This is a genomic window from Nitritalea halalkaliphila LW7 (assembly GCF_000265075.1).
Taxonomy (GTDB): domain Bacteria; phylum Bacteroidota; class Bacteroidia; order Cytophagales; family Cyclobacteriaceae; genus Nitritalea; species Nitritalea halalkaliphila.
In genome coordinates, this window is sequence record NZ_AJYA01000009.1 from 67941 (window position 1) to 86335 (window position 18395).

The window sequence follows — 18395 nt, forward strand, 5'->3', positions numbered from 1 at the left end:
TGCTTTCAACTCCCTTACTGAAGCGGGAAATGTACCGAAAAGGTAGTTCCTAGCCCTTTGGTGGACTGTACCGTGATAAACCCTCCCATTGCCTCTACTTGACCTTTGGTCAAAAATAATCCTACTCCACGTGCATCAGGATGTTTGTGGAAAGTCTTGTACAGGCCGAAGAGCTTACCTCCATTCAGCTTCATGTCGATGCCGATGCCATTATCCTGAAAATGCACGATTTTATGCGTGTCCGTTTCTTCTAAAGCAATGAGTAGCTGACAACCTTCCTTCGCCTCGCTACGCTTATACTTCACTGCATTGGTAATGAAATTCAAGACGATGCTGTCGATGTAGGCTTGTATGCCGGCCACGCAGGTTTTTTCTGGAATTTTATTGATGACCTGAACACCATTTAGGAGCAGCAAAGCTCGGATGCTGGCACAGTTATTTTCAATGCTGGCATGCAGATCCACTTCCTTTAGCTGCAGCTCCGCCAAGTCCATGCGAACGATTTCGGTTAGGTCTTCCACGGTCTGCTCTAAGTTCTGTGCGCTGCTGTAGCAGGGGGAAAGCAGCCACTTCTAAAAGTTCCGGTTTTTCCATTTCTAATAGCTCGATCATCCCGATAAGACCAGCACTATGCGAGCGCAAGTTATGGGCTACGATGTGTGCAAAGTTCTTCAGGCGTTCATTTTGGGTTTTCGTGCGCTCCAGCAGGTGTGTCATCTGCTGCTCCACTTTTTTAAGCCCTGAAATGTTCGTAAAGATTCCTAAAAATCCGATATGCTCTCCTTCCACTGATAATTTTGTGAGGGAACAAAGCGTATTGATAAGCGTCCCATGTGCATCGCGCAGCTGAAACTCTCGTGTAAAGAAAATGTCATGTTGGGCCTCATAGAAAGGTGCCTGCTTTGGGGTGCACTTGACACCGTACTGATTTTGAATTTCAGTGCTAAGCGCTTCGAGTTCTTCTTGCAGCAGAAGTTGCTGTAGCTGTCTCTGCTGCAGCATTTCGCTTGCCGAAAAGTGCAGGAGATTCTCTGCCCCTGCATTAAAGAGTGAAATGGTACCTTCTCGATCCGTCCCGATGATGGCCACCTGTGTACTCGCATCTAAAACCGCCTGTAATTTACTTAAAGCCGTCTTCAGGCGTTCTTCTGCGGCTTTTTCTTCGATAACATCCCGAATAATAGACCAGATAAGTTTTCGGCCATTTAAGTCTTCGATGACGATGCCCCTTAATTCTACAGGGTAGAGGGTTCCATCCTTTCTGCGGTATTCTTTTTCGAATCGGCTATACTCTCCCTTCGTGCGCATCTCCTCTAAGGCCAGCGCCTCCATTGGGGCATATTTTTTTGGGGTAACATCCCAGTAACTGAGCGCCAAAAACTCTTCTTTAGTATATTGGGTCGGAGCTAAAAGCTTACTGTTTACATCTAAGAACTGCCCTGTTTCGAAATCATTCAGGGCGATACCGATAGGTGAGAGCTCAAATAGCGCCGTAAACAAATCACGATGGTAGGTGATTTCCCGCTCTTTCTCCTTTTGATGGGTAATATCTTGCAGGGTTCCATACATCTTGGAAGGCGCGCCAGTGCTATCCCAGTCGAAGACCTGGCCCCGCTCCGCCATCCACAGCCAAGAGCCATTCGGGTGCTGCATGCGAAACTCCACCTGATATGTGTCGAGTGTCCCTGCTAAGTACTGCGTGATGCTATTAAGCGCCTGTTGCCTATCCTCAGGATGCATACGCGCGATCCACTCTTCACGCATCATGGGTTGCCCGTGCTTTTCTTGGATGCCCAGGTAATTCCGCCACCATTCGTTGATCAGCATCTCTCCACTTTTCATATTCCAGTCCCAAGTACCTAGCTTTGAGCTTTCTAAAATAAGACGCTGTCGTTTTTTTGCCTCCACGATATCTTGTATCGGACGACCCTCGGGAATCACAAAGATTACTTCACCCGCACTATTTTTCACTGGGCGCAAGCTAAACAAGATCGTAACTTCGCGTTTATCTTTTATCCATACATTTACCTCATAGCTCACTTCCTGCCCTTCAGTGCCTGCTCGAAATGCTGCTTCAGCTCCTCCTGTGTCTCCATGCTGATCTGCCACCAATAGCAGTCTCCAGAAATACTTGCCTACCACATCGCTTCTCTGTAAGCCAGCCATATCCAAAGCAGTGGCATTCGCTTCTGTTAAAATACCGTTTCGATCTAAAAACCCGATAAAGGAAAAGGAGGAGTTAAAGATGCTTTGAAACTTATCTTTCAGTAGCGTCGCTTCCTCAAGTTTCATCGTGGATTCACGCTCAGTTTCTTGCAGCGTGTGATAGAGCTGCTCGGTATAGGCTACGGAGTGCAACAAAAAATCTCTAAAATAGCTGTAGGAGGCTTCTGGGGCTTCCGCCTCCAAAATGCTGACGAGCAAGCAGTAGCTACCCGTCTCTGGCTGCAGGCGGATTTCTCCTACGAAGGCTTGGAATTCCTCTTCTGCGGACCTTTGGCCCTCAGGGCCGTCTGAAAAAAGGGCTCGGCCTCCTCGGTTTCTTCGCGATATTGGAGGTAGCGCTCAGCCAGTAGCGTAGCCTCTGACGCACTAAAGCGCGCTGTAAACCTGTACTCCTCATGCACTTGAATCCCTTTCTCAGGAAAATAAGTCAGTAAAATCGTGGCCACATGGTGTTTTTGATGTGCTAGGGCCGCGCATAAATAGTGAATATGCCGCGTAAAGGCTTCTTGATGTGCGGAGTGCTGTAGGCCCATAGCGGGCCCCAAAGCAGGCCAAGGTAATTTTGGTGCGTCTGGAGTCTGAAATGGCTCTGAATGCATAGCCTTTAATTAAGATTGAAAACCTTAAGTTAAGCTAAATTTTGGATTTAAGCCATAAATTTAAATAATTAAGGCTGTCTGTTGGGTAGGGTATGCTTGCGCAAAATTCGCTTGGCTTCCTGCTGGACCTCGGGCATTTTCTGGGCGCTCCAGATCTGGTCACGGGCGATTTTGGCGGCCTTTTCCAAGTCTATGATAGGCGCAGGGTAGCTGCTTCCCAGCTGAAACTGGTAGAGGCTGGCCTCTATGGGAGAGAGTTCCCAGGGTTTTAGGCGATAGGGAATGGGCAGCTGCGCGAGCTCAGGCACCCACTTGCTGATAAAGACTGCTTCAGGATCATGATCTTCGGCCTGTTTGACGGGATTGTAGATGCGGACAGTATTGATGCCCGTCACCCCTGCCTGCATTTGGAACTGGGGAAAGTGTATGCCGGGCTCAAAATCCAAGAAGTACCGCGCCAGATGCGCGACGCCGTGCCGCCAGTCTTGTAGCAGGTGATGGGTCAAGAAGGATACGAGCATGGCCCGCATCCGGAAATTCAGGTAGCCCGTTTCCTTCAGGCAGCGCATGCAGGCGTCTACCAGCGGAAATCCCGTGCGTCCTTCCTTCCAAGCCTCCACTTTGGCGCTGTCCAGTGGTTTTTCCATCTTTTCGAAGCCTTGATTGACGCAGCGAAACTCCATTTGATCCTCCATCTCGAATTTTTGGATGAAATGGCAGTGCCAGCGCAGGCGGGATTGGAAGTTGACAAGATTTCGTGCCTGAAAGCCGCTCTTTCTACGTGCTTCGGCGGCCTGATAGACCTGCCGCATGGAGAGGTTGCCCCAAGCCAGGTAGGGTGAAAGTCGGGAGCAGGAGCTTCTGCTGAGGCTCGGTTTGCTGATATGTTGGTTGTAATGCCGCACCCTGTCACGCAGGAAGCTTTGGAGGTAGCGCTGTGCGGGATCCTCTCCACCGGGCTGCATAAGGGGATTGTTTTCTTGCCATGCCTGTGGCAAAGGGGCCTGAGGGAGGTTTTCCAAGAAGGTTTTAGGGAGGCTGATGCCTTTAGCGCGGTGGAAATTCGGCTGGGCCAGGGGTGCTGTCATCTGGGCATACCATTCTTGGGACCAGCGCTCGCGGTTTTTGCGCCCGCGGCGCACACCCTGCTGCTGAAATTCTCTCCACCGGATTCCATTTTCTCGGCAGAAGTCGGCTACGGCCAGATCGCGGCGGTAGGTGATGGCCAGGCCGGTTTCGATGTGGCTGTACAGACAAGCGATGCCATAGGTTTCCTGCAGTTGGCGCAGGACGGGCAGCGGATCGGCATAGAGGATGTGGAGCTGAAGCCCGTGCGTTTCCAGTTTGGCCTGCATTTCGTGGAGGCTTTGGAGGACGAATCTCCAGTGGCGCGTGTCGCTATGCGGGGAGGCGACGAGTTCGGGCTCAAAAAAATAGAGGAGCAGGCACCACTTTTTTTCGGCTAGGGCAGCCTGAAGCGGGGCGTGATCGCTGAGGCGGAGATCACGCTTGAACCAAACGACATGAAGGTCTTGCATGCTGCTAAAACAAGGGCGGCGGATTTTGGTTTAGGGGATATGCGTAAATTCAAGACACTTTCAGAGGAGGAAATAGATCGTGTGATCGAAATGGCTTGGGAGGATCGGACGCCTTTCGATGCGATCGAGGGGCAGTTTGGACTGCCGGAGAAAGAGGTGATTAAGTTGATGCGACGGGAAATGAAGCAGTCCTCCTTTAAGATGTGGCGGGCACGTGTGCAGGGGAGGGCCACCAAGCACAAGCAGAAGGCGCCGAAGGACATGGATACGTTTAAGTCGAGGATGCAGCGGGGAATCGCGCTAAATAAAATGCCGAAGCGGTAGTTTGTCAGGAGCTAGTCAAAAAAAGCCTGCCACAGGCGTCCACGAGGGGCTGGACGCAATCCTCTGTACGGAAAGTAAAAAGACAAGGCGAGCCTTGTCTTTAATCGAGTAGATGCAACTTTTTAGTAAAGCCGTCCTTAAACCGTTTCGTATGGCCAGGACATGATGCCGCCAGCCAAATTATGTAAATTTTCGAAGCCTGCTTTTGCCATAAGGGCGCAAGCTTGACCGCTTCTGTTACCGCTACGGCAGTACACGTAGTAGGTTTTGTCTTTAGGTAAATTCGCGATCTGCTGCTGGAAGTTCGCACTCATGATGTCGATGTTACGCGCACCTTTTAATTTGCCCGACTGAAACTCACCCGCACTGCGCACATCGATTAAAACGGCATCCTTAGCCTTTAGGCCTTCATAAAAGGTGGCTGCATCACTATCTTTATACCCTTTTGGGCTGGATTTGAAGAAACTAAACATACTGGTATTTGCTATTAGGTTATTCGATATTATATACTACAAAAATAGCTGTCCAAGCCCCTTCAGACCGTAACCTTTATCACACCTGCTGACTTTTCTCAGCTTTTTTGTCCCCTTTTTTATACGCAGCCAAAACGAGTAAGCGAATTAATAGCACAAAAGGGATCGCGTGCCAAAAAAAGTCAAACCAGTCTAAGGCTTGCATGCCCTTTGCGCCTCCGGCGATCCAACGGATTTTTCCCCAAATATGGGGTTCTGGAACGAAGGGCGCTAAACCTAAAGTAGCGCAAAGCAAGAGGACGAAGCGCCAAGAATTGATACTTGTTTTCATGATACTGGGGGGGGGTAAAGTAATCTTTATGGGGTGCATGTAGGGGAGGCACACTGTAGCTACAGCTTCTCGGGCCCTTTAGCAGGTGTAAACGGGGTAAGCGCCGCCTTCCTCGGGGGAGCTGAGGTATCGGAAGGGGTTTTGGTCCGAGTAGGGATATACCTCAACTGATCCCAAAGCTTAGTTGGAAAATGCTCCATACCCGGGAAGCCTAAAGGTTCGTCGCGCCCCTCATGCGGAATGTAGGCGGTGCCGAAAAGGTAGTCCCACAGGCTCAAGGTGATGCCATAGTTGACGCCATGGCTGCCTTCTGGAAGGGTTTTCGCATGGTGCCAGGTGTGCATGATGGGATTATTCAAGATGTACTTGAAAGGCCCGTAGGTGAGGCGGATATTGGCATGGTTCAGGTGGCCAATCGCCGTGGTAAACATGTGCAAAATAAAGAAGTCCTCCAGCCCAAAACCGATCATCGCGAGCGGGACGTACTGAGCGGTCTTGTACAGAATCGTCTCCATCCAGTGGAAGCGGAGATGTGCAGCGAAGCCCATTTCCTCCACACTGTGGTGCACCTTATGAAACTCCCATAGCAGGGGCGATCGGTGTAGCAGCCGATGGACATTCCACTGGATAAAGTCTGCTACTAAAAACAGGGTGAGGAATTGGGCCCACTGGGGCCAAGAACCTATTTCAAGGGCAACCAAATTTGTCACCCCAAAAAGGCCCAGGAAATCATTAAAGGCCTCCACCGCCACCATGGAAATGGCATTATACGCGATTAAGGAAAAGAGAAAATAATTGAAGAACATGTAGAAGGTGTCCATCCAAAAGTCTTTACGCAGGATGCCGCCCCGCTTCCTCCAGGGAAACAGGATTTCGAGCGTCCATACCAGCAGGGACAGGCCGATCAGCCACCAGAAATAATTTTTCCAGGAGGGATACAGCATCTCGTTTAGTAGATACTGGGCATAGCCGTAATAGGCATCGTAGATGATTTTTAGATATTTCTCCAGCACGTCCATTCCGTCTTCTGATTAAAAGGCAAGTTATATACGTAATTTATACGAAAAAGAGGACCCCCCAAAGGAAGGCCCACTTTTAACTCCCATAAACCACAATAATTATTTTTGATAGTCTTTTACCGCAGCGCCCATGTCGAGCACCTGTGCTTTTGGTACTGTTTTATGCACGATGCTGCTGCCGATCGCTGAGCGGTACCCTGTCCCGCAGTGCACGACTACGGGCTTGTCAGTAGGAATTTCTCCCGCCCGCTCCCGAAGTTCAGGCAGTGGTATCGCCAAAGCATGTTCGAAGAGCTTGCCTTCCGCCACTTCTCCCGGATTTCGGATGTCGAGGATGGTAAAGGCCTCGGGATTAGCGTCGAAGGCGGCTTGGTCGAAGGCTTGCATCTGCGCATCACCACCGCGTGCATAAACGAAGGCGCCGACGATGTATTTGTCATAGCCGATTTTGGCAGTTTGCGCGATCAGCGCATCTAAATTTTCTTCGGAATCTGAGACGAGGTAAAAGCTTTGCCCAGGGGGCAAAAGGGCTCCCAGCCAGGTCTCAAATTTAGCGCCCTGCATGATGTTCAGCGCTCCCGGGATGTGGGAGGCCTTAAAAAGGGCTTGATTTCGGGCGTCGATCAGGGGCAGTGCCGTCTGCTCGGTGAGGAAATCGGGTGCCAAGCGGGGAACACGAGCCAAATCAGTCTCTAATGTGGCTGCTCCGCGCTTGTTGACCTCCACATTATAAGGGAAATACAAAGGGATAAAGGGCTGATCTTCCAGCAGCAGGGCCACAAATTCCGCCTCTGTCATGTCCTGAAGGGCATAGTTGGTGGCTTTTTCTTTCCCGATGGTGCTTACATTATCCGTACCGATGGCTTTGCCGCAGAAGGAGCCTGCACCATGGGCGGGATAGACGAGGGTTGCATCAGGAAGCGGCATAAGCTTTTCACGGGTGCTTGCATACATCATTTTGGCTAGCTCCACGCGATCCGCAGTTACGTTTCCGGCATTTTCGCGCAGGTCTGGGCGGCCGACATCTCCTATAAAAAGGGTGTCACCCGTAAAAACGGCAATGGCTTCGGCGTCCTCTTCCAGTACGATAGAAATGCCATCAGGGGAGTGGCCAGGGGTATGCAGGGCACGTAGGGTAACCCCATTTCCTAGGTCCAGGACATCACCCTCATCGAAGGCCTGGTGGGGGTAGGCGGCCCCCACGAGGGAGGACACATAAATAGGGATGCCGAGGGTTTCGTGGAGTTCCAAGTGACTGCTAACGAAATCTGCATGCGGGTGGGTATTGATAACGCCTTCGATGCGGCTGTTTTTTTCTTGGGCCAGGGCCAAATAGGGACGCACATCTCTTCCTGGATCTACCAGGTAGATGCCCGCTTCCGCTACGATGGCATAGCTGTAATGGGCGAGTCCGGCATCATGAAACTGATGGATTTCGGCCTTTTGGGGTTCCGCCGCAGGGAATTTATCGGTAAATTGGGCTTGGACCTGGAACATAAGCCCCCAGGTCAGGAGCACTAGTAAACTCGTTATACGCATGGTTCTTCCTTCTATTCTGCACAAAACAAGGGAGTATTTTCCACAAAATAGGTGATGATTGTTACATATTGGCTCCGCGTTTGCCTGCATTTTTGTGCAGGTTTAAGTTGGAGAGCTATGAATGAATCTTTTTGGAATAAACGTTTTGAAGAGCAGCCGCTGCTGTATGGTGTGAAGCCCAATGCCTTTTTTAAACAAGAATTGGATAAGTTGCGCCCTGGATTGATCCTTTTACCGGGAGAGGGAGAGGGCCGAAATGCCATTTATGCCGCCACGCAAGATTGGGGGGTGGTGGCCCTAGATCAGAGTGAGGTGGCGCGAGAGAATGCACTTCGATTTGCACGCTTGCATGGTGTGGTAATCGATTATTTTTTAGGTGACGCGCTGTTGTATTTGCCTCCGGCAAAGCATTTTGATGTGATTGCTTTGATTTACTTTCATTTGCCGCAGGCCATGCGAAAAAAAATCCATCACAAGTTTATCAAGCGCTACGGCCAGGGGGTACGCTGCTTGTAGAGGGCTTCAGTCAGGAGCAAATCGGCTACACCTCCGGGGGTCCGAATGCACCAGAGATGCTGTATGATTTAGAGGAGATCAAGGCTGAATTTAAAGGATTGGAATGGGAGTATGCCTTTTCGGGTGAGGTGCACCTGGAAGAGGGAGAGGGGCATCGAGGGCCCGCGCATGTGGTGCGGCTGGTAGGTAAAAAGTTGGCAAAATAGTAGGAGAGAAAGCGGGTAGCTTGGTGATTTTTCGGTAACTTTCCTTTGTAATTGTGCCCCAAGAGGGGCGGCTACATGCTACACACAACTACACAACGTTGTATCCACTCACTACCTTAACGCTTACTTGAGCACTATGAAGATTTTAGTTCCAACAGACTTTTCCGAGAATGCCAGCCATGCCTATCGTTTTGCGCTGGCCTTAGCAGCGCAGCAGCGCGCCAGTATTCGTTTGGTGTACACGTTTACCGCGGTGTATGATTTTGCTGCCCAAGCGACGGAGATCGTGGCGGGCATAGAAGCAGAGGCAGAACAGGCCCTCGAGCAGGCTTTGGCCGTGGGCCGTGCTGCGGAGGTGGAGGTTTCCTATAAAATCGTGCAGGGCACGGTGGCGACGGCTGTTACCGCGATGGCCTATCGTGAGGATTTTGATTTGATCGTAATGGGCACGCAGGGTGCTTCAGGCATAAAAAAGGCGCTCATGGGTCGAACACCGGACAGGTGATTAAGGAAGCGATGACGCCCGTGCTGGCGATTCCGACGGGAGCTCCCTTACCGGAGCGCTGGTCGTTTACGATTTCCACTGCCTTGCATCCTGACGATGAGAAGTTTTTTCGCAAGTGGTACCCTTTGGTTCAGGGCTTAGAGGCGGAATTTTCGCTGCTACATATTTACGAGGGTTTCGCGCATAAGGCCGAGGACCGGTTGGCAGAATTTTCCAGTCAGCTGGAGGATGCCTTTCCAGACTGGCGTGCACGGCTGGAGCTGCGTGCGGGAGAAAAGCCAGAGCAGGTGCTGAATGGCTACTTAGGCGAGCATCCCGAGCGCTGTTTGGTGATGTTTTACCAAAAGAAATCCTTTTTTGCGTACCTGTTCAACCAGAGTCATAGCCTGCAGATGGCCTACCATACGCGCAACCCGCTTTGGATCATGAAGTGAGGATTATGACTCTTGCTCATGCTTCGCATATTTCTTTAGTATGAAATAAATAATTAATGTTGTGCATCCCGCACTAATTAATGCTATCCAAAAGCCGAATAAACTTGGGTTAAAGCTACCAAAAGGCGCCATTGACATGTAGAACACAGCTTGAAAAATAAACCCTACGGCAAGCCTTATATTTGTTTTTCGTTTCATATTATCTTCCGCAAGATGTAAGTAATTCACCTGCTACTCCACTTACTAATCCACTAACAAATCCAGCAGCTCCACCAAAAACAGCTCCACCAACACCACCTGCCACCGTACCTAAAACTGGCACTGTGAATGTCCCAACGCTTGCGCCTGCGTATCCTCCAGTTGCTGCGCCTCCAGCTAATCCAATTACAGCGCTCGCCAATACGTTTCTAGAGCTTACGCTACAGCTCTGAATTCGACCATTTGGAAAATAAGTACGACCAAGTTCGTTTGCAACTAAATCAATACCCCCCTTTTCAACAAATTCAGCTGCAGTTATAATCCCTGTGCATAATGTTAATAACTGTATTTTTTCATCGTAAGATAAAGAAGAGTTAATTATTGATTGCTGAAAAGAAACGGCTTTAGATTTTGCGAGATTTAAACCTTCTTCACTCAACAAGTCTTCAATGAATGGCTGAACCAATAATAACTGATCTTCGCTATAAATTTCAAAAGTTGATAGATCAATAGCCGCAGACGTTCTTAAATTAGTCAGATGATCTGGAAAACTTACCTCAACCAAGCTACTTGTCATATCCATTAGAGGTATGTTATTGGCATAAAGGTAACGTTCGTTGCAACCTGACATGATGTCATTAAGCAGGTCTCTTTGATTCAAACTTAATCCACCGATTTCCAAAGGAGTTACATTTTAGTTTAAATTAGAAATAGTTGAATTTAATCCATTCCTGTTTATCTCTGTAAGAAATGATATCTCTTTTTTCAAAATTGTTTTTGAAATCAGGTTTCTCTTCTTGATTACAAGATACTAGGAAAATTAGCGTACAAAGCGTGATTAAAAATAGATTTTTCATTTTTTAAAAAAAGTTATTTATGCCCTACTTTGTTATTGGGAGTTTTCGGGTCAATTTTTTCTCCCGACGTAAACACTCTGTTTGATGGACTCTTAAATTTACCTAAGCGGCGTGCCTTTCCCTGTATCGGTGTATTTACATCTGTACATAAATTGCGTTTACAATTTATAGTAATCAAAAGTACACTTGATTGTGCATGAATTCAAGTTTTGACCTTTACTTAAACGTTTAACTTCGTTCAGGGTCTGCGGGTAGGAGGGGCATAAAAAACTAGTCTTCGGGAGATGCACTTCCGAAGACTAGTTGCCGGTGGCTTTTGGCGCTCGCGCCAATACCATTTTTTTAACGCCCTATCCTTTTTTAGGGGATCCAGGGGATGTGTCGGAAGTTCGGTTTCCGCTTCTCCAGGAAGGCATCGCGGCCCTCTTTCGCCTCATCGGTCATGTAGGTCAGGCGTGTGGCCTCCCCGGCAAATACCTGCTGACCCACCATGCCATCATCGGTGAGGTTAAAGGCAAATTTCAGCATTTTTATGGCGGTAGGGGACTTGTCGAGCACCTCTTGTGCCCAAGCGAAGGCGGTTTCTTCCAGCTCCGCATGCGGCACAACCGCGTTTACCATGCCCATTTCATAGGCCTCCTGCGCGGAGTAGTTGCGGCCCAAGAAAAATATCTCGCGTGCGCGTTTTTGGCCCACCATTTTCGCTAGGTATGCCGAGCATATCCCCCATCAAAGCTGGTGACGTCGGCATCGGTCTGCTTGAAGATGGCATGCTCTTTACTGGCCAGTGTCAGGTCGCAAACCACGTGCAAGCTATGGCCTCCCCCTACTGCCCAGCCGGGCACCACGGCGATGACCACCTTCGGCATAAAGCGAATTAGGCGCTGCACCTCTAAAATATTCAGGCGATGGTAGCCGTCTTCCCCCACATAGCCTGATGTCCGCGGGCGCGCTGGTCTCCGCCGGAACAAAAAGCATAGACGCCATCCTTCGGGGAGGGGCCTTCTGCTGAGAGCAAGACCACGCCGATGCTGGTGTCCTCGCGGGCGTCTAAAAAGGCATCATAAAGTTCTGATGTAGTTTTCGGCCTGAATGCATTCCGCACCTCAGGACGGTTAAAAGCAATACGCGCCACCCCCTGGCATTTCTTGTAGGTGATGTCCTCGTATTCTTTAGCGACGATCCAATCCATGATTTAAAATTTTCTTGCAAGTTAAGCTTATCGCGCGAATGCGCCTCCATACTTACCCGATAAAGGGCGGAATTGTTTGTTGGCAGGGGCTCTTTTTCCCCTTTGGCGGCCTTTCTGTGCCGAAATGCGCTGTAAGGCCTAGCGGGAGGGGGGCTTGTAGCCCTGTGGGCAAAAGTCTATTCGGCCGAGGGGCGAGGCGCCGAATCCATGCGGGAAAATGTTATCTTTGCGCCATGTCTGTACCTACTCCCACTGGTTTTCGTCTCTGGTATCCCGACGCTGTAGATCGTGCTTTTTTAGCGCCTGCGGAGGAGTTTTTGCGCCGCTGGGCGCAAGGGGACACGCATTTTACCCTGCACACTTCGGGTTCTACGGGTGCGCCTGCACCGATTCGGGTGAGTCGGGCGCAAATGATCGCCAGTGCAGAGGGGACGATCCGGTTTTTTGGGCTGGGCCCTCAGGATCGCTTGCTCTGTGCGCTGCCGCTGGATAAGGTGGCGGGCCAAATGATGCTGGTGCGGGCCCTGCTGCTGGACTGCCCCCTTTACTTGCTTCCGCCGCGTGCGAATCCGGCGCAGGAGCTTCCGGAGGATTGGCCTGAGGCTTTTGATTTTGTGCCTTGGTGCCGCTGCAGGCTGCCCGTATCGCAGAGGAGTCGCCGGCCTTTTTTCAGCGCGTTCGGATACTGCTGCTGGGGGGAGGGGTGAGTCAGTTGGCTTTGCGCGAAGCGCTGCTGGCTCTTAAGCCGGAAGGCATCTATCAAAGCTATGGTATGACGGAGACGGTTTCGCATGTGGCGCTGGCCCGGCTGAGTGCTGCGGCGCGTCTGCGTTATGCGGCGCTGCCAGGGGTGGAGCTCCGGCTGCGTCCGGATGGGGGGCTTTCCCTGCGTGGCCCGATGACCGAAAACCGCTGGCTCGACACGCGGGACGTGGTGCAACTGGAGGCGGATGGGCGGCATTTCGAATGGCTGGGGCGGCAGGACCATGTGATTAATTCGGGTGGGCTGAAGCTGTACCCTGAAGCGCTGGAGCGGGCACTGGAGGGGCGGCATCCGCTTTTTCGGGGGGACCGGTATTTTTTCTTTGGGCAGGAAGATGCGGCCTTCGGCCAAAAACTTATTTTGGTGCTGGAAGTTGCTGAGCTTGAAATGGAACAGGCAAGGTTTTTGAAAGAGATTTGTCAGCAGGTGCTGCCTGGCGGTATCAGTCCTCGGGGGCTGGCCTGGACGGAGGAGTTTGTGCGCACCAGCACGGATAAGGTATCTCGAACAAAAACAGTCGCTTTATGTCAACACATTTCGTTTTAGCAGGTTTTTTACTCATGAGCTTTTTTTGGAAACTAAGCCCTGAGCCGGTAGAGAAGGTATCGATTCGCATCGAGGTAGGCGATTTCGAGTCGGATGAGGGCGAAATGAGTTGGCTGCTGTTCGATAAGGAGGAGGGGTTTCCGAATAAACCGGAAAAGGCTTTGAAGCGCGGTGGGGAGCGCATTAAGGGGGGCAAGGCGAGCCTTACGCTTTCCGATTTAGAGAAGGGCAAGCGGTATGCGGTCTCTGTTTTTCATGACAAGGAAAAAAATGGGAAGTTGCCCACTTCTACTTTCGGGATTCCTAAGGCGCAGTATGGTTTCACGCAGGATGCCAAGGGCAGGATGGGTCCTCCCAAGTTTAAGGATGCTGCTTTTACTGCAGAGAAGGAGGGGGCTACTTTAAAAATCCGCTTGCAGGGGCCAGGGGTGTAGGAGCAGATAGCGCTGGCGCCCATGATTCCCTTTTTGGCTTTTGGTACATTTCGAGCTTTTAGGGGAAGTGATAGGAGTGATGCATCTGGTGGGCGTTTAAGGCTTGGGCGTAGGGGKTTGGGCTTGCATGTTCGTTTTCTTTCGTTTTCTTTCCTTTTCCCCTAAAATCGTGTTCGTTTGGCTTCGTTTTCTTTCTTTTCCTTTCTTTTTGATGTTCGTTTATGATCGTTTGCTTTCTTTTCGGGTTAGGAGGTGGGATAGTTTAATGAACAGTCTCTCCCTATGATTCGTTTTTTCTCTTATCCAATTATTTTTCTTCATTATTTACTTTTATTACCTTTAGATTTGGTACAGAGTAATCAGATAGCACAGTCTCAATAAGTTCTTCTGTGAAATCCGAACTACCAATAAGAACAGTTCTAAATATTTCAATTCTATCATCAGGAGTAAGTTCATTCAGTTTCTTATCATCTCTAAAAAACTGCATAAACATTTCTCTATTTATCTCTTTATAATTTTTCATTTAAGCGGATTTTTGCGTTAGGGTACATTAAGCCTAAATTTAACCTTATTTTTCTCTTTTTTTATCATTTCGATCTTTTATTTGGTCCAAAGCTCCCAAAATTGCATGAGCCAAAGGTAAGCGGTTGTGGCATGTATTCCCCCCTTGCTGTATGTTGCGGAGAAGGTGTCAAGCCTATCCTCTAACTCAGCTAAATACCAGAATACCAGATGTTTCAATGCGCGGGTGTTATGCCATGCCGTAAACCCTTTTCTCCCATGGTTTCCTATTTCTTTTCAAGCTGTAATAGGTAGCAGGATAGACACCGTACTTATCCAAAGTAGCCTGAACCCCGTTCGATTTGGCCTCCTCAAGTACCTTCAGTTTCTCTTCTTTCGAAAATTCCCTCTTTTTCTTAAACGTAAATTTATAGAATTTTGACTAATTTACGACAGATTAATTTGGTGCTAATTCAACTTTTTATTTAGCTCGTAGTTAAAATTTTTAAACCTTAGTTATGTCGTGAAGTCATCATTGGCTAATAATTTGGGAGGTCTATAGCCCTCTGCTTATCCATTGGGCGTTAGATGTTCGTTTTCTTTCCTTTTTCTCTAAAATCGTGATTCGTTTGGCTTCGTTTTCTTTCTTTTTGATTTTCGCTTTTGATCGTTTTCTTTCTTTTAAAAATTAGCTTAATTGGAATAAGTTTAGCTAGGTGTCCAAAAATTGAAATAGAATGCGTACATTGCTTTACATCAAGAAAATGGCCTGCGAGGCTATCTTACAAGCTCCTAAATGCGAAATAGCAAAGAAAAACACAGTTTTTAGAGGTGATAAAAAACTGTATCCCTTTTCAGTTAGCGATAGAGCCGAAAAACTGGGCTTCATTCTTCCTGAGGGGTTTAAATTCGCCAAAGTACCGATCAAGGAAGTATTTCCGGCATTGATTAAGGTTTGGGCATGTTGAGAAGAAGTTGAAATAGTTTTTTAATGAACAAATAAGATTATGGTTGAAGGGATTTACGAAGAATTGGTCACTAAGTTGGTTGAACAACAGCTAAATGATGTTGACAGGAGCTCATTTTACATCAATAAGAGAAAGCTAGATAAAGAAGAGGCCTCTTCCATTTTATCAAAACACCTTGCGCTTACTTTCAGGAATGCTCTTAAATATATAAAGGGAGTTAATTCCATTGAGTTACAGATTGAGATTGCCAATAAAATTATCCTATTCCTCAAAGATGAGTTGGAAAAGGAAGAGTTTGAAAATGATCTTATTTCAGTAGAAGCAGAAATATTAAAAGCTGTTTTTTCTAAAATTGATTCTGACTATTCAGACTTTGATCTAAAGTTAAAAGAAATAACCCCTTATACGAGATTAACTCAGAGTGAGCTTTTCACTGGAGGTAATGTGGGCTTATCTTTGGAAAGTGAGTTAAAAAAAGAAATTCTTTCCTCTGACAATGTTGATTTGTTAGTTTCTTTCATCAAGTTTAAAGGTATAATAATTCTAGAGAGAGAATTGCAAGAATTTACCCAGCGCGGCGGTAGATTACGTGTGATTACCACCACTTACATGGGGGCCTCAGATTACAAGGCAATTCAATTTTTATCAAAACTACCCAATACCAAGGTTAAAATTTCCTATAATACGAGTAATGAAAGGCTACATGCCAAGGCCTATCTCTTCAAAAGAAACACAGTTTTCATACAGGATATATTGGCTCTTCTAATTTTTCCCGATCAGCTTTAACAGACGGATTAGAGTGGAACTTGAAGATCACCACAAAAGAAGTAAGCCATATTATCGATAAATTTCAAAAAACATTTGATTCATATTGGCAAAGCAATGACTTCGAGCTCTTTGATGACAGTGTTCATAAAGATAAATTAATTTTTTCTTTAAGTCAAGGGGCTAATAAAAACACTGTAAAATTAAATACTAATTTTTTCGAAGTCAAACCTTATCCTTTTCAGCAAGAAATACTTGAAAAACTTGAGGTTGAACGAATTCTTCACCATAGAAACAGAAACCTACTCGTAGCAGCAACGGGTACTGGTAAAACTGTTATTTCAGCATTTGATTATAAAAGTTATAAAAGTAAAAATAGTTCTGCTAGACTGCTCTACTTAGTACATCGAAAAGAAATATTAATTCAAGCACTTACTGTATATAGAGGTATTTTAAAAGACAACAATTTTGGAGAACTTTGGGTGGATGGCCTAGTTCCTGATCGTTATGAATATGTTTTCGCTTCCGTGCAAACTTTAAATAATAGAATTAATAATTTAAGTCTGACTCCAAGTTATTTTGATTTTATAGTAATAGATGAGTGTCATCATTTAACAGCTAGCAGTTATCGAGACATTATAAATTATTTCAAGCCTCAAATCCTTTTGGGACTGACCGCAACTCCGGAGCGAATGGATGGAGGTGACATTCAAGAGGATTTTTTTAACAGAATAGCTGCTGAAATTCGTCTACCAGAGGCATTAAACAGAAAACTGCTCTGTCCATTTCAATACTTCGGAATCACAGATAGCATAGACCTTTCGAGGGTAGCTTGGGAGCGTGGCCGTTATCTTACGAGTGAATTGTCAGCCGTTTATACTGCTAATGATAGACGGGTTCGGGATATCATTGATGCACTGGATAAATATACCAAAAATCTAAATGAGGTTCGTGCTATTGGTTTTTGCGTAAGCATAGAACACTCCCGATTTATGGCTGAAAAGTTTGTTTTGGCCGGCCTTAAGGCAGCCTATCTTACGAGTGCTAATGCTCAAAATAGGGACGCGATCAAGCATCAACTCATTCAGAGGGAAATTAATTATTTGTTCGTTGTTGATATTTTTAATGAAGGCGTCGACATACCAGAAATTGATACTGTGTTGTTTTTAAGACCCACTGAAAGTCTGACTGTCTTCCTGCAGCAGCTTGGACGTGGATTAAGACTTGCGGACAATAAAGAGTGTTTAACTGTTTTGGATTTTGTGGGAAATGCTAGGCCTGAGTACAATTTTGAAAATAAGTTTAGAGCACTATTAGGAAAAACTTCAACAACAGTTAAAAAAGAAATTGAAGATAATTTCCCACATCTTCCGCTTGGCTGTTCTATTGTTTTAGAAAAGAAAGCAAAACAAATTATCATAGAGAGTATTAAAGCGGCTACTTCTTTAAATCGAAATCAACTTATTTCAAAAATCCGTAATTTTCCACATCAAACGACCCTATTGTTTAATCTCAAAAATTTTATAGAATTTAATAATATACCGCTTCCCATTATTTACAGACGTGGTGGATGGAAAAGACTTTGTCTAGAGGCGGGAAGAATACTTCATTTTGATAATACGCATGAAAACCAAATTATTAACGCTATTTCTAAAAAATGGCTTTCATGCAAGTCCTTGAGCTATTTCGAATTTATTTTATCGTTAGCAAAAAATGAGTTTAAAATTTCTTCTTCTCCGTTGAATAAAGTTCAAAAACAAATGCTTTTGATGCTTCATTATGATGTTTGGCAAAATGCTGGTGGCTTTGCCTCACTTGAAGAAAGTATAGAGGCCATTGGAAAAAACAAGGTATTGCTCGCTGAAATCATGGAAATTTTGGAGCTTCTAATCGATAAGATAGACTTTAAGGAATTAGCTATTAAATTGCCTTATGAGCAACCTCTAAAGGTTCATGCGCGCTATACTCGGGATCAAATTCTAGCGGCTTTTGGTCTTAGTACCTTTGAGAAAAAATCATCTAGTCGCGAAGGAGTAGTTGTGAATACCGATTTAAATACAGAACTTTTGTTTATTAATTTGATAAAATCAGAAGAGGATTTTTCTCCTACTACACTATATGACGACTATGCTATTACGGAAAGCCTTTTTCATTGGCAAAGTCAAAACTCGGCTGGACCAGAAACCCCAAAAGGGATTTCTTATATTAAGCATGAAGAAATTGGAAAAATAATACTACTTTTTGTCAGAGAAAAAAATAAAGATGAATTTGGTAATACAATGGGATATGTTTTTGTAGGCGAAGGAAAAATAAAAGAATATTCTGGTGCTAAGCCGATGAATATTAAATGGGAGCTGTATGAGCCACTGCCTCATTATCTATGGTATGATGCTGCAAAACTACGTATAGGATAGGCATCCCGCATCACCTAAACCCTTCCCCCTAATCCCTCTCACCTTTG

21 protein-coding genes and 1 pseudogene are annotated in these 18395 nt (G+C 46.7%); 11 read left to right on the top strand and 11 right to left on the bottom strand.

The window, feature by feature from the left end:
* Window positions 1-14: 14 nt before the first annotated feature.
* From A3SI_RS03850 to A3SI_RS03865, 4 genes are all read right to left on the bottom strand, one after another.
* Entirely contained in the window at window positions 15-521 is a 507-nt protein-coding gene (locus tag A3SI_RS03850) for an ATP-binding protein (RefSeq protein WP_156810153.1), read from the bottom strand.
* Complete coding sequence (locus tag A3SI_RS03855) at window positions 442-2424, bottom strand: PAS domain S-box protein (protein WP_009053728.1); 1983 nt, start codon at window positions 2422-2424, stop codon at window positions 442-444. The genes A3SI_RS03850 and A3SI_RS03855 overlap by 80 nt, the downstream gene beginning before the upstream one ends.
* 38 nt (window positions 2425-2462) lie before the next feature.
* Window positions 2463-2825, bottom strand: a complete 363-nt coding sequence (locus A3SI_RS03860; protein WP_009053729.1) for a hypothetical protein — start codon at window positions 2823-2825, stop codon at window positions 2463-2465.
* A gap of 68 nt (window positions 2826-2893) precedes the next feature.
* Window positions 2894-4363 (bottom strand): cryptochrome/deoxyribodipyrimidine photo-lyase family protein, encoded by a 1470-nt coding sequence (locus A3SI_RS03865; protein ID WP_040670064.1) that lies wholly within the window; start codon window positions 4361-4363, stop codon window positions 2894-2896.
* Window positions 4364-4402: 39 nt separating this feature from the next.
* Between A3SI_RS03865 and A3SI_RS03870 the strand changes: the two genes are divergently transcribed.
* Window positions 4403-4687, top strand: coding sequence for a TIGR03643 family protein (locus tag A3SI_RS03870; RefSeq protein WP_040670091.1), 285 nt, complete (start codon window positions 4403-4405; stop codon window positions 4685-4687).
* A gap of 137 nt (window positions 4688-4824) precedes the next feature.
* Here A3SI_RS03870 and A3SI_RS03875 read toward each other — a convergent pair whose 3' ends face one another.
* The 4 genes from A3SI_RS03875 to A3SI_RS03890 form a co-directional block, all read right to left on the bottom strand.
* Window positions 4825-5160 carry a rhodanese-like domain-containing protein gene (locus A3SI_RS03875; protein ID WP_009053732.1) on the bottom strand — a complete coding sequence of 112 codons (336 nt, stop codon included), beginning with the start codon at window positions 5158-5160 and terminating at the stop codon, window positions 4825-4827.
* Between the two features lie 79 nt (window positions 5161-5239).
* Complete coding sequence (locus A3SI_RS03880) at window positions 5240-5491, bottom strand: hypothetical protein (protein ID WP_040670065.1); 252 nt, start codon at window positions 5489-5491, stop codon at window positions 5240-5242.
* Between the two features lie 59 nt (window positions 5492-5550).
* Complete coding sequence (locus A3SI_RS03885) at window positions 5551-6501, bottom strand: sterol desaturase family protein (protein WP_083836438.1); 951 nt, start codon at window positions 6499-6501, stop codon at window positions 5551-5553.
* Between the two features lie 108 nt (window positions 6502-6609).
* Window positions 6610-8049: an MBL fold metallo-hydrolase gene (locus A3SI_RS03890; RefSeq protein WP_009053734.1), complete on the bottom strand. Its 1440-nt coding sequence runs from the start codon at window positions 8047-8049 to the stop codon at window positions 6610-6612.
* Between the two features lie 117 nt (window positions 8050-8166).
* Between A3SI_RS03890 and A3SI_RS03895 the strand changes: the two genes are divergently transcribed.
* The 4 genes from A3SI_RS03895 (at window position 8167) to A3SI_RS17085 (ending at window position 9710) form a co-directional block, all read left to right on the top strand.
* Window positions 8167-8565 carry a methyltransferase domain-containing protein gene (locus A3SI_RS03895; protein ID WP_009053735.1) on the top strand — a complete coding sequence of 133 codons (399 nt, stop codon included), beginning with the start codon at window positions 8167-8169 and terminating at the stop codon, window positions 8563-8565.
* Between the two features lie 56 nt (window positions 8566-8621).
* Window positions 8622-8771, top strand: a complete 150-nt coding sequence (locus A3SI_RS20165) for a hypothetical protein (RefSeq protein ID WP_009053736.1) — start codon at window positions 8622-8624, stop codon at window positions 8769-8771.
* A 136-nt stretch (window positions 8772-8907) separates the two neighbouring features.
* Window positions 8908-9276, top strand: coding sequence for a universal stress protein (locus tag A3SI_RS17080; RefSeq protein ID WP_050977361.1), 369 nt, complete (start codon window positions 8908-8910; stop codon window positions 9274-9276).
* Window positions 9273-9710: a hypothetical protein gene (locus A3SI_RS17085; protein ID WP_050977362.1), complete on the top strand. Its 438-nt coding sequence runs from the start codon at window positions 9273-9275 to the stop codon at window positions 9708-9710. The genes A3SI_RS17080 and A3SI_RS17085 overlap by 4 nt, the downstream gene beginning before the upstream one ends.
* Window positions 9711-9909: 199 nt before the next feature.
* On the opposite strand, the gene A3SI_RS19600 is transcribed toward A3SI_RS17085, so the two are convergent.
* The gene (locus A3SI_RS19600; RefSeq protein WP_009053737.1) at window positions 9910-10590 is read right to left on the bottom strand and encodes a hypothetical protein; all 681 of its coding nucleotides are present in this window, start codon (window positions 10588-10590) and stop codon (window positions 9910-9912) included.
* A gap of 535 nt (window positions 10591-11125) precedes the next feature.
* A pseudogene (locus A3SI_RS03915) lies at window positions 11126-11957 on the bottom strand (1,4-dihydroxy-2-naphthoyl-CoA synthase).
* A gap of 233 nt (window positions 11958-12190) precedes the next feature.
* Between A3SI_RS03915 and A3SI_RS03920 the strand changes: the two are divergent.
* The 3 genes from A3SI_RS03920 to A3SI_RS03930 are packed head-to-tail and all read left to right on the top strand — an operon-like array spanning window position 12191 to window position 13700.
* The gene (locus A3SI_RS03920) at window positions 12191-12664 is read left to right on the top strand and encodes an AMP-binding protein (RefSeq protein WP_040670069.1); all 474 of its coding nucleotides are present in this window, start codon (window positions 12191-12193) and stop codon (window positions 12662-12664) included.
* Window positions 12580-13266, top strand: coding sequence for an acyl-CoA synthetase family protein (locus tag A3SI_RS03925; protein ID WP_238531583.1), 687 nt, complete (start codon window positions 12580-12582; stop codon window positions 13264-13266). The genes A3SI_RS03920 and A3SI_RS03925 overlap by 85 nt, the downstream gene beginning before the upstream one ends.
* Window positions 13245-13700, top strand: a complete 456-nt coding sequence (locus tag A3SI_RS03930) for a DUF2141 domain-containing protein (RefSeq protein ID WP_009053739.1) — start codon at window positions 13245-13247, stop codon at window positions 13698-13700. Before A3SI_RS03925 ends, A3SI_RS03930 begins: the two co-directional genes overlap by 22 nt.
* A gap of 307 nt (window positions 13701-14007) precedes the next feature.
* Here A3SI_RS03930 and A3SI_RS03935 read toward each other — a convergent pair whose 3' ends face one another.
* Window positions 14008-14223: a hypothetical protein gene (locus tag A3SI_RS03935; protein WP_009053740.1), complete on the bottom strand. Its 216-nt coding sequence runs from the start codon at window positions 14221-14223 to the stop codon at window positions 14008-14010.
* A gap of 715 nt (window positions 14224-14938) precedes the next feature.
* On the opposite strand from A3SI_RS03935, the gene A3SI_RS03945 reads away from it, so the two are divergent.
* From A3SI_RS03945 to A3SI_RS03950, 3 genes are read left to right on the top strand one after another with little or no spacing between them, the layout of a single operon-like run.
* Window positions 14939-15169 (top strand): hypothetical protein, encoded by a 231-nt coding sequence (locus A3SI_RS03945; RefSeq protein ID WP_009053741.1) that lies wholly within the window; start codon window positions 14939-14941, stop codon window positions 15167-15169.
* 39 nt (window positions 15170-15208) lie between these two features.
* Window positions 15209-15955, top strand: a complete 747-nt coding sequence (locus tag A3SI_RS19605; RefSeq protein WP_202946841.1) for a phospholipase D-like domain-containing protein — start codon at window positions 15209-15211, stop codon at window positions 15953-15955.
* 20 nt (window positions 15956-15975) lie between these two features.
* Window positions 15976-18348 carry a DUF3427 domain-containing protein gene (locus tag A3SI_RS03950; RefSeq protein WP_202946842.1) on the top strand — a complete coding sequence of 791 codons (2373 nt, stop codon included), beginning with the start codon at window positions 15976-15978 and terminating at the stop codon, window positions 18346-18348.
* Window positions 18349-18395: the final 47 nt, after the last annotated feature.

Bases quoted from the DNA above. Each gene is read 5' to 3' on its own strand.
- A3SI_RS03895 (WP_009053735.1), top strand. From the start codon at position 8,167: ATGAATGAATCTTTTTGGAATAAACGTTTTGAAGAGCAGCCGCTGCTG.
- A3SI_RS20165 (WP_009053736.1), top strand. From the start codon at position 8,622: ATGCTGTATGATTTAGAGGAGATCAAGGCTGAATTTAAAGGATTGGAA.
- A3SI_RS03930 (WP_009053739.1), top strand. From the start codon at position 13,245: ATGTCAACACATTTCGTTTTAGCAGGTTTTTTACTCATGAGCTTTTTT.
- A3SI_RS03945 (WP_009053741.1), top strand. From the start codon at position 14,939: ATGCGTACATTGCTTTACATCAAGAAAATGGCCTGCGAGGCTATCTTA.
- A3SI_RS03860 (WP_009053729.1), bottom strand. From the start codon at position 2,825: ATGCATTCAGAGCCATTTCAGACTCCAGACGCACCAAAATTACCTTGG.
- A3SI_RS03865 (WP_040670064.1), bottom strand. From the start codon at position 4,363: ATGCAAGACCTTCATGTCGTTTGGTTCAAGCGTGATCTCCGCCTCAGC.
- A3SI_RS03890 (WP_009053734.1), bottom strand. From the start codon at position 8,049: ATGCGTATAACGAGTTTACTAGTGCTCCTGACCTGGGGGCTTATGTTC.
- A3SI_RS03920 (WP_040670069.1), top strand. From the start codon at position 12,191: ATGTCTGTACCTACTCCCACTGGTTTTCGTCTCTGGTATCCCGACGCT.
- A3SI_RS03875 (WP_009053732.1), bottom strand. From the start codon at position 5,160: ATGTTTAGTTTCTTCAAATCCAGCCCAAAAGGGTATAAAGATAGTGAT.
- A3SI_RS19605 (WP_202946841.1), top strand. From the start codon at position 15,209: ATGGTTGAAGGGATTTACGAAGAATTGGTCACTAAGTTGGTTGAACAA.
- A3SI_RS17080 (WP_050977361.1), top strand. From the start codon at position 8,908: ATGAAGATTTTAGTTCCAACAGACTTTTCCGAGAATGCCAGCCATGCC.
- A3SI_RS03935 (WP_009053740.1), bottom strand. From the start codon at position 14,223: ATGAAAAATTATAAAGAGATAAATAGAGAAATGTTTATGCAGTTTTTT.
- A3SI_RS03880 (WP_040670065.1), bottom strand. From the start codon at position 5,491: ATGAAAACAAGTATCAATTCTTGGCGCTTCGTCCTCTTGCTTTGCGCT.
- A3SI_RS03870 (WP_040670091.1), top strand. From the start codon at position 4,403: ATGCGTAAATTCAAGACACTTTCAGAGGAGGAAATAGATCGTGTGATC.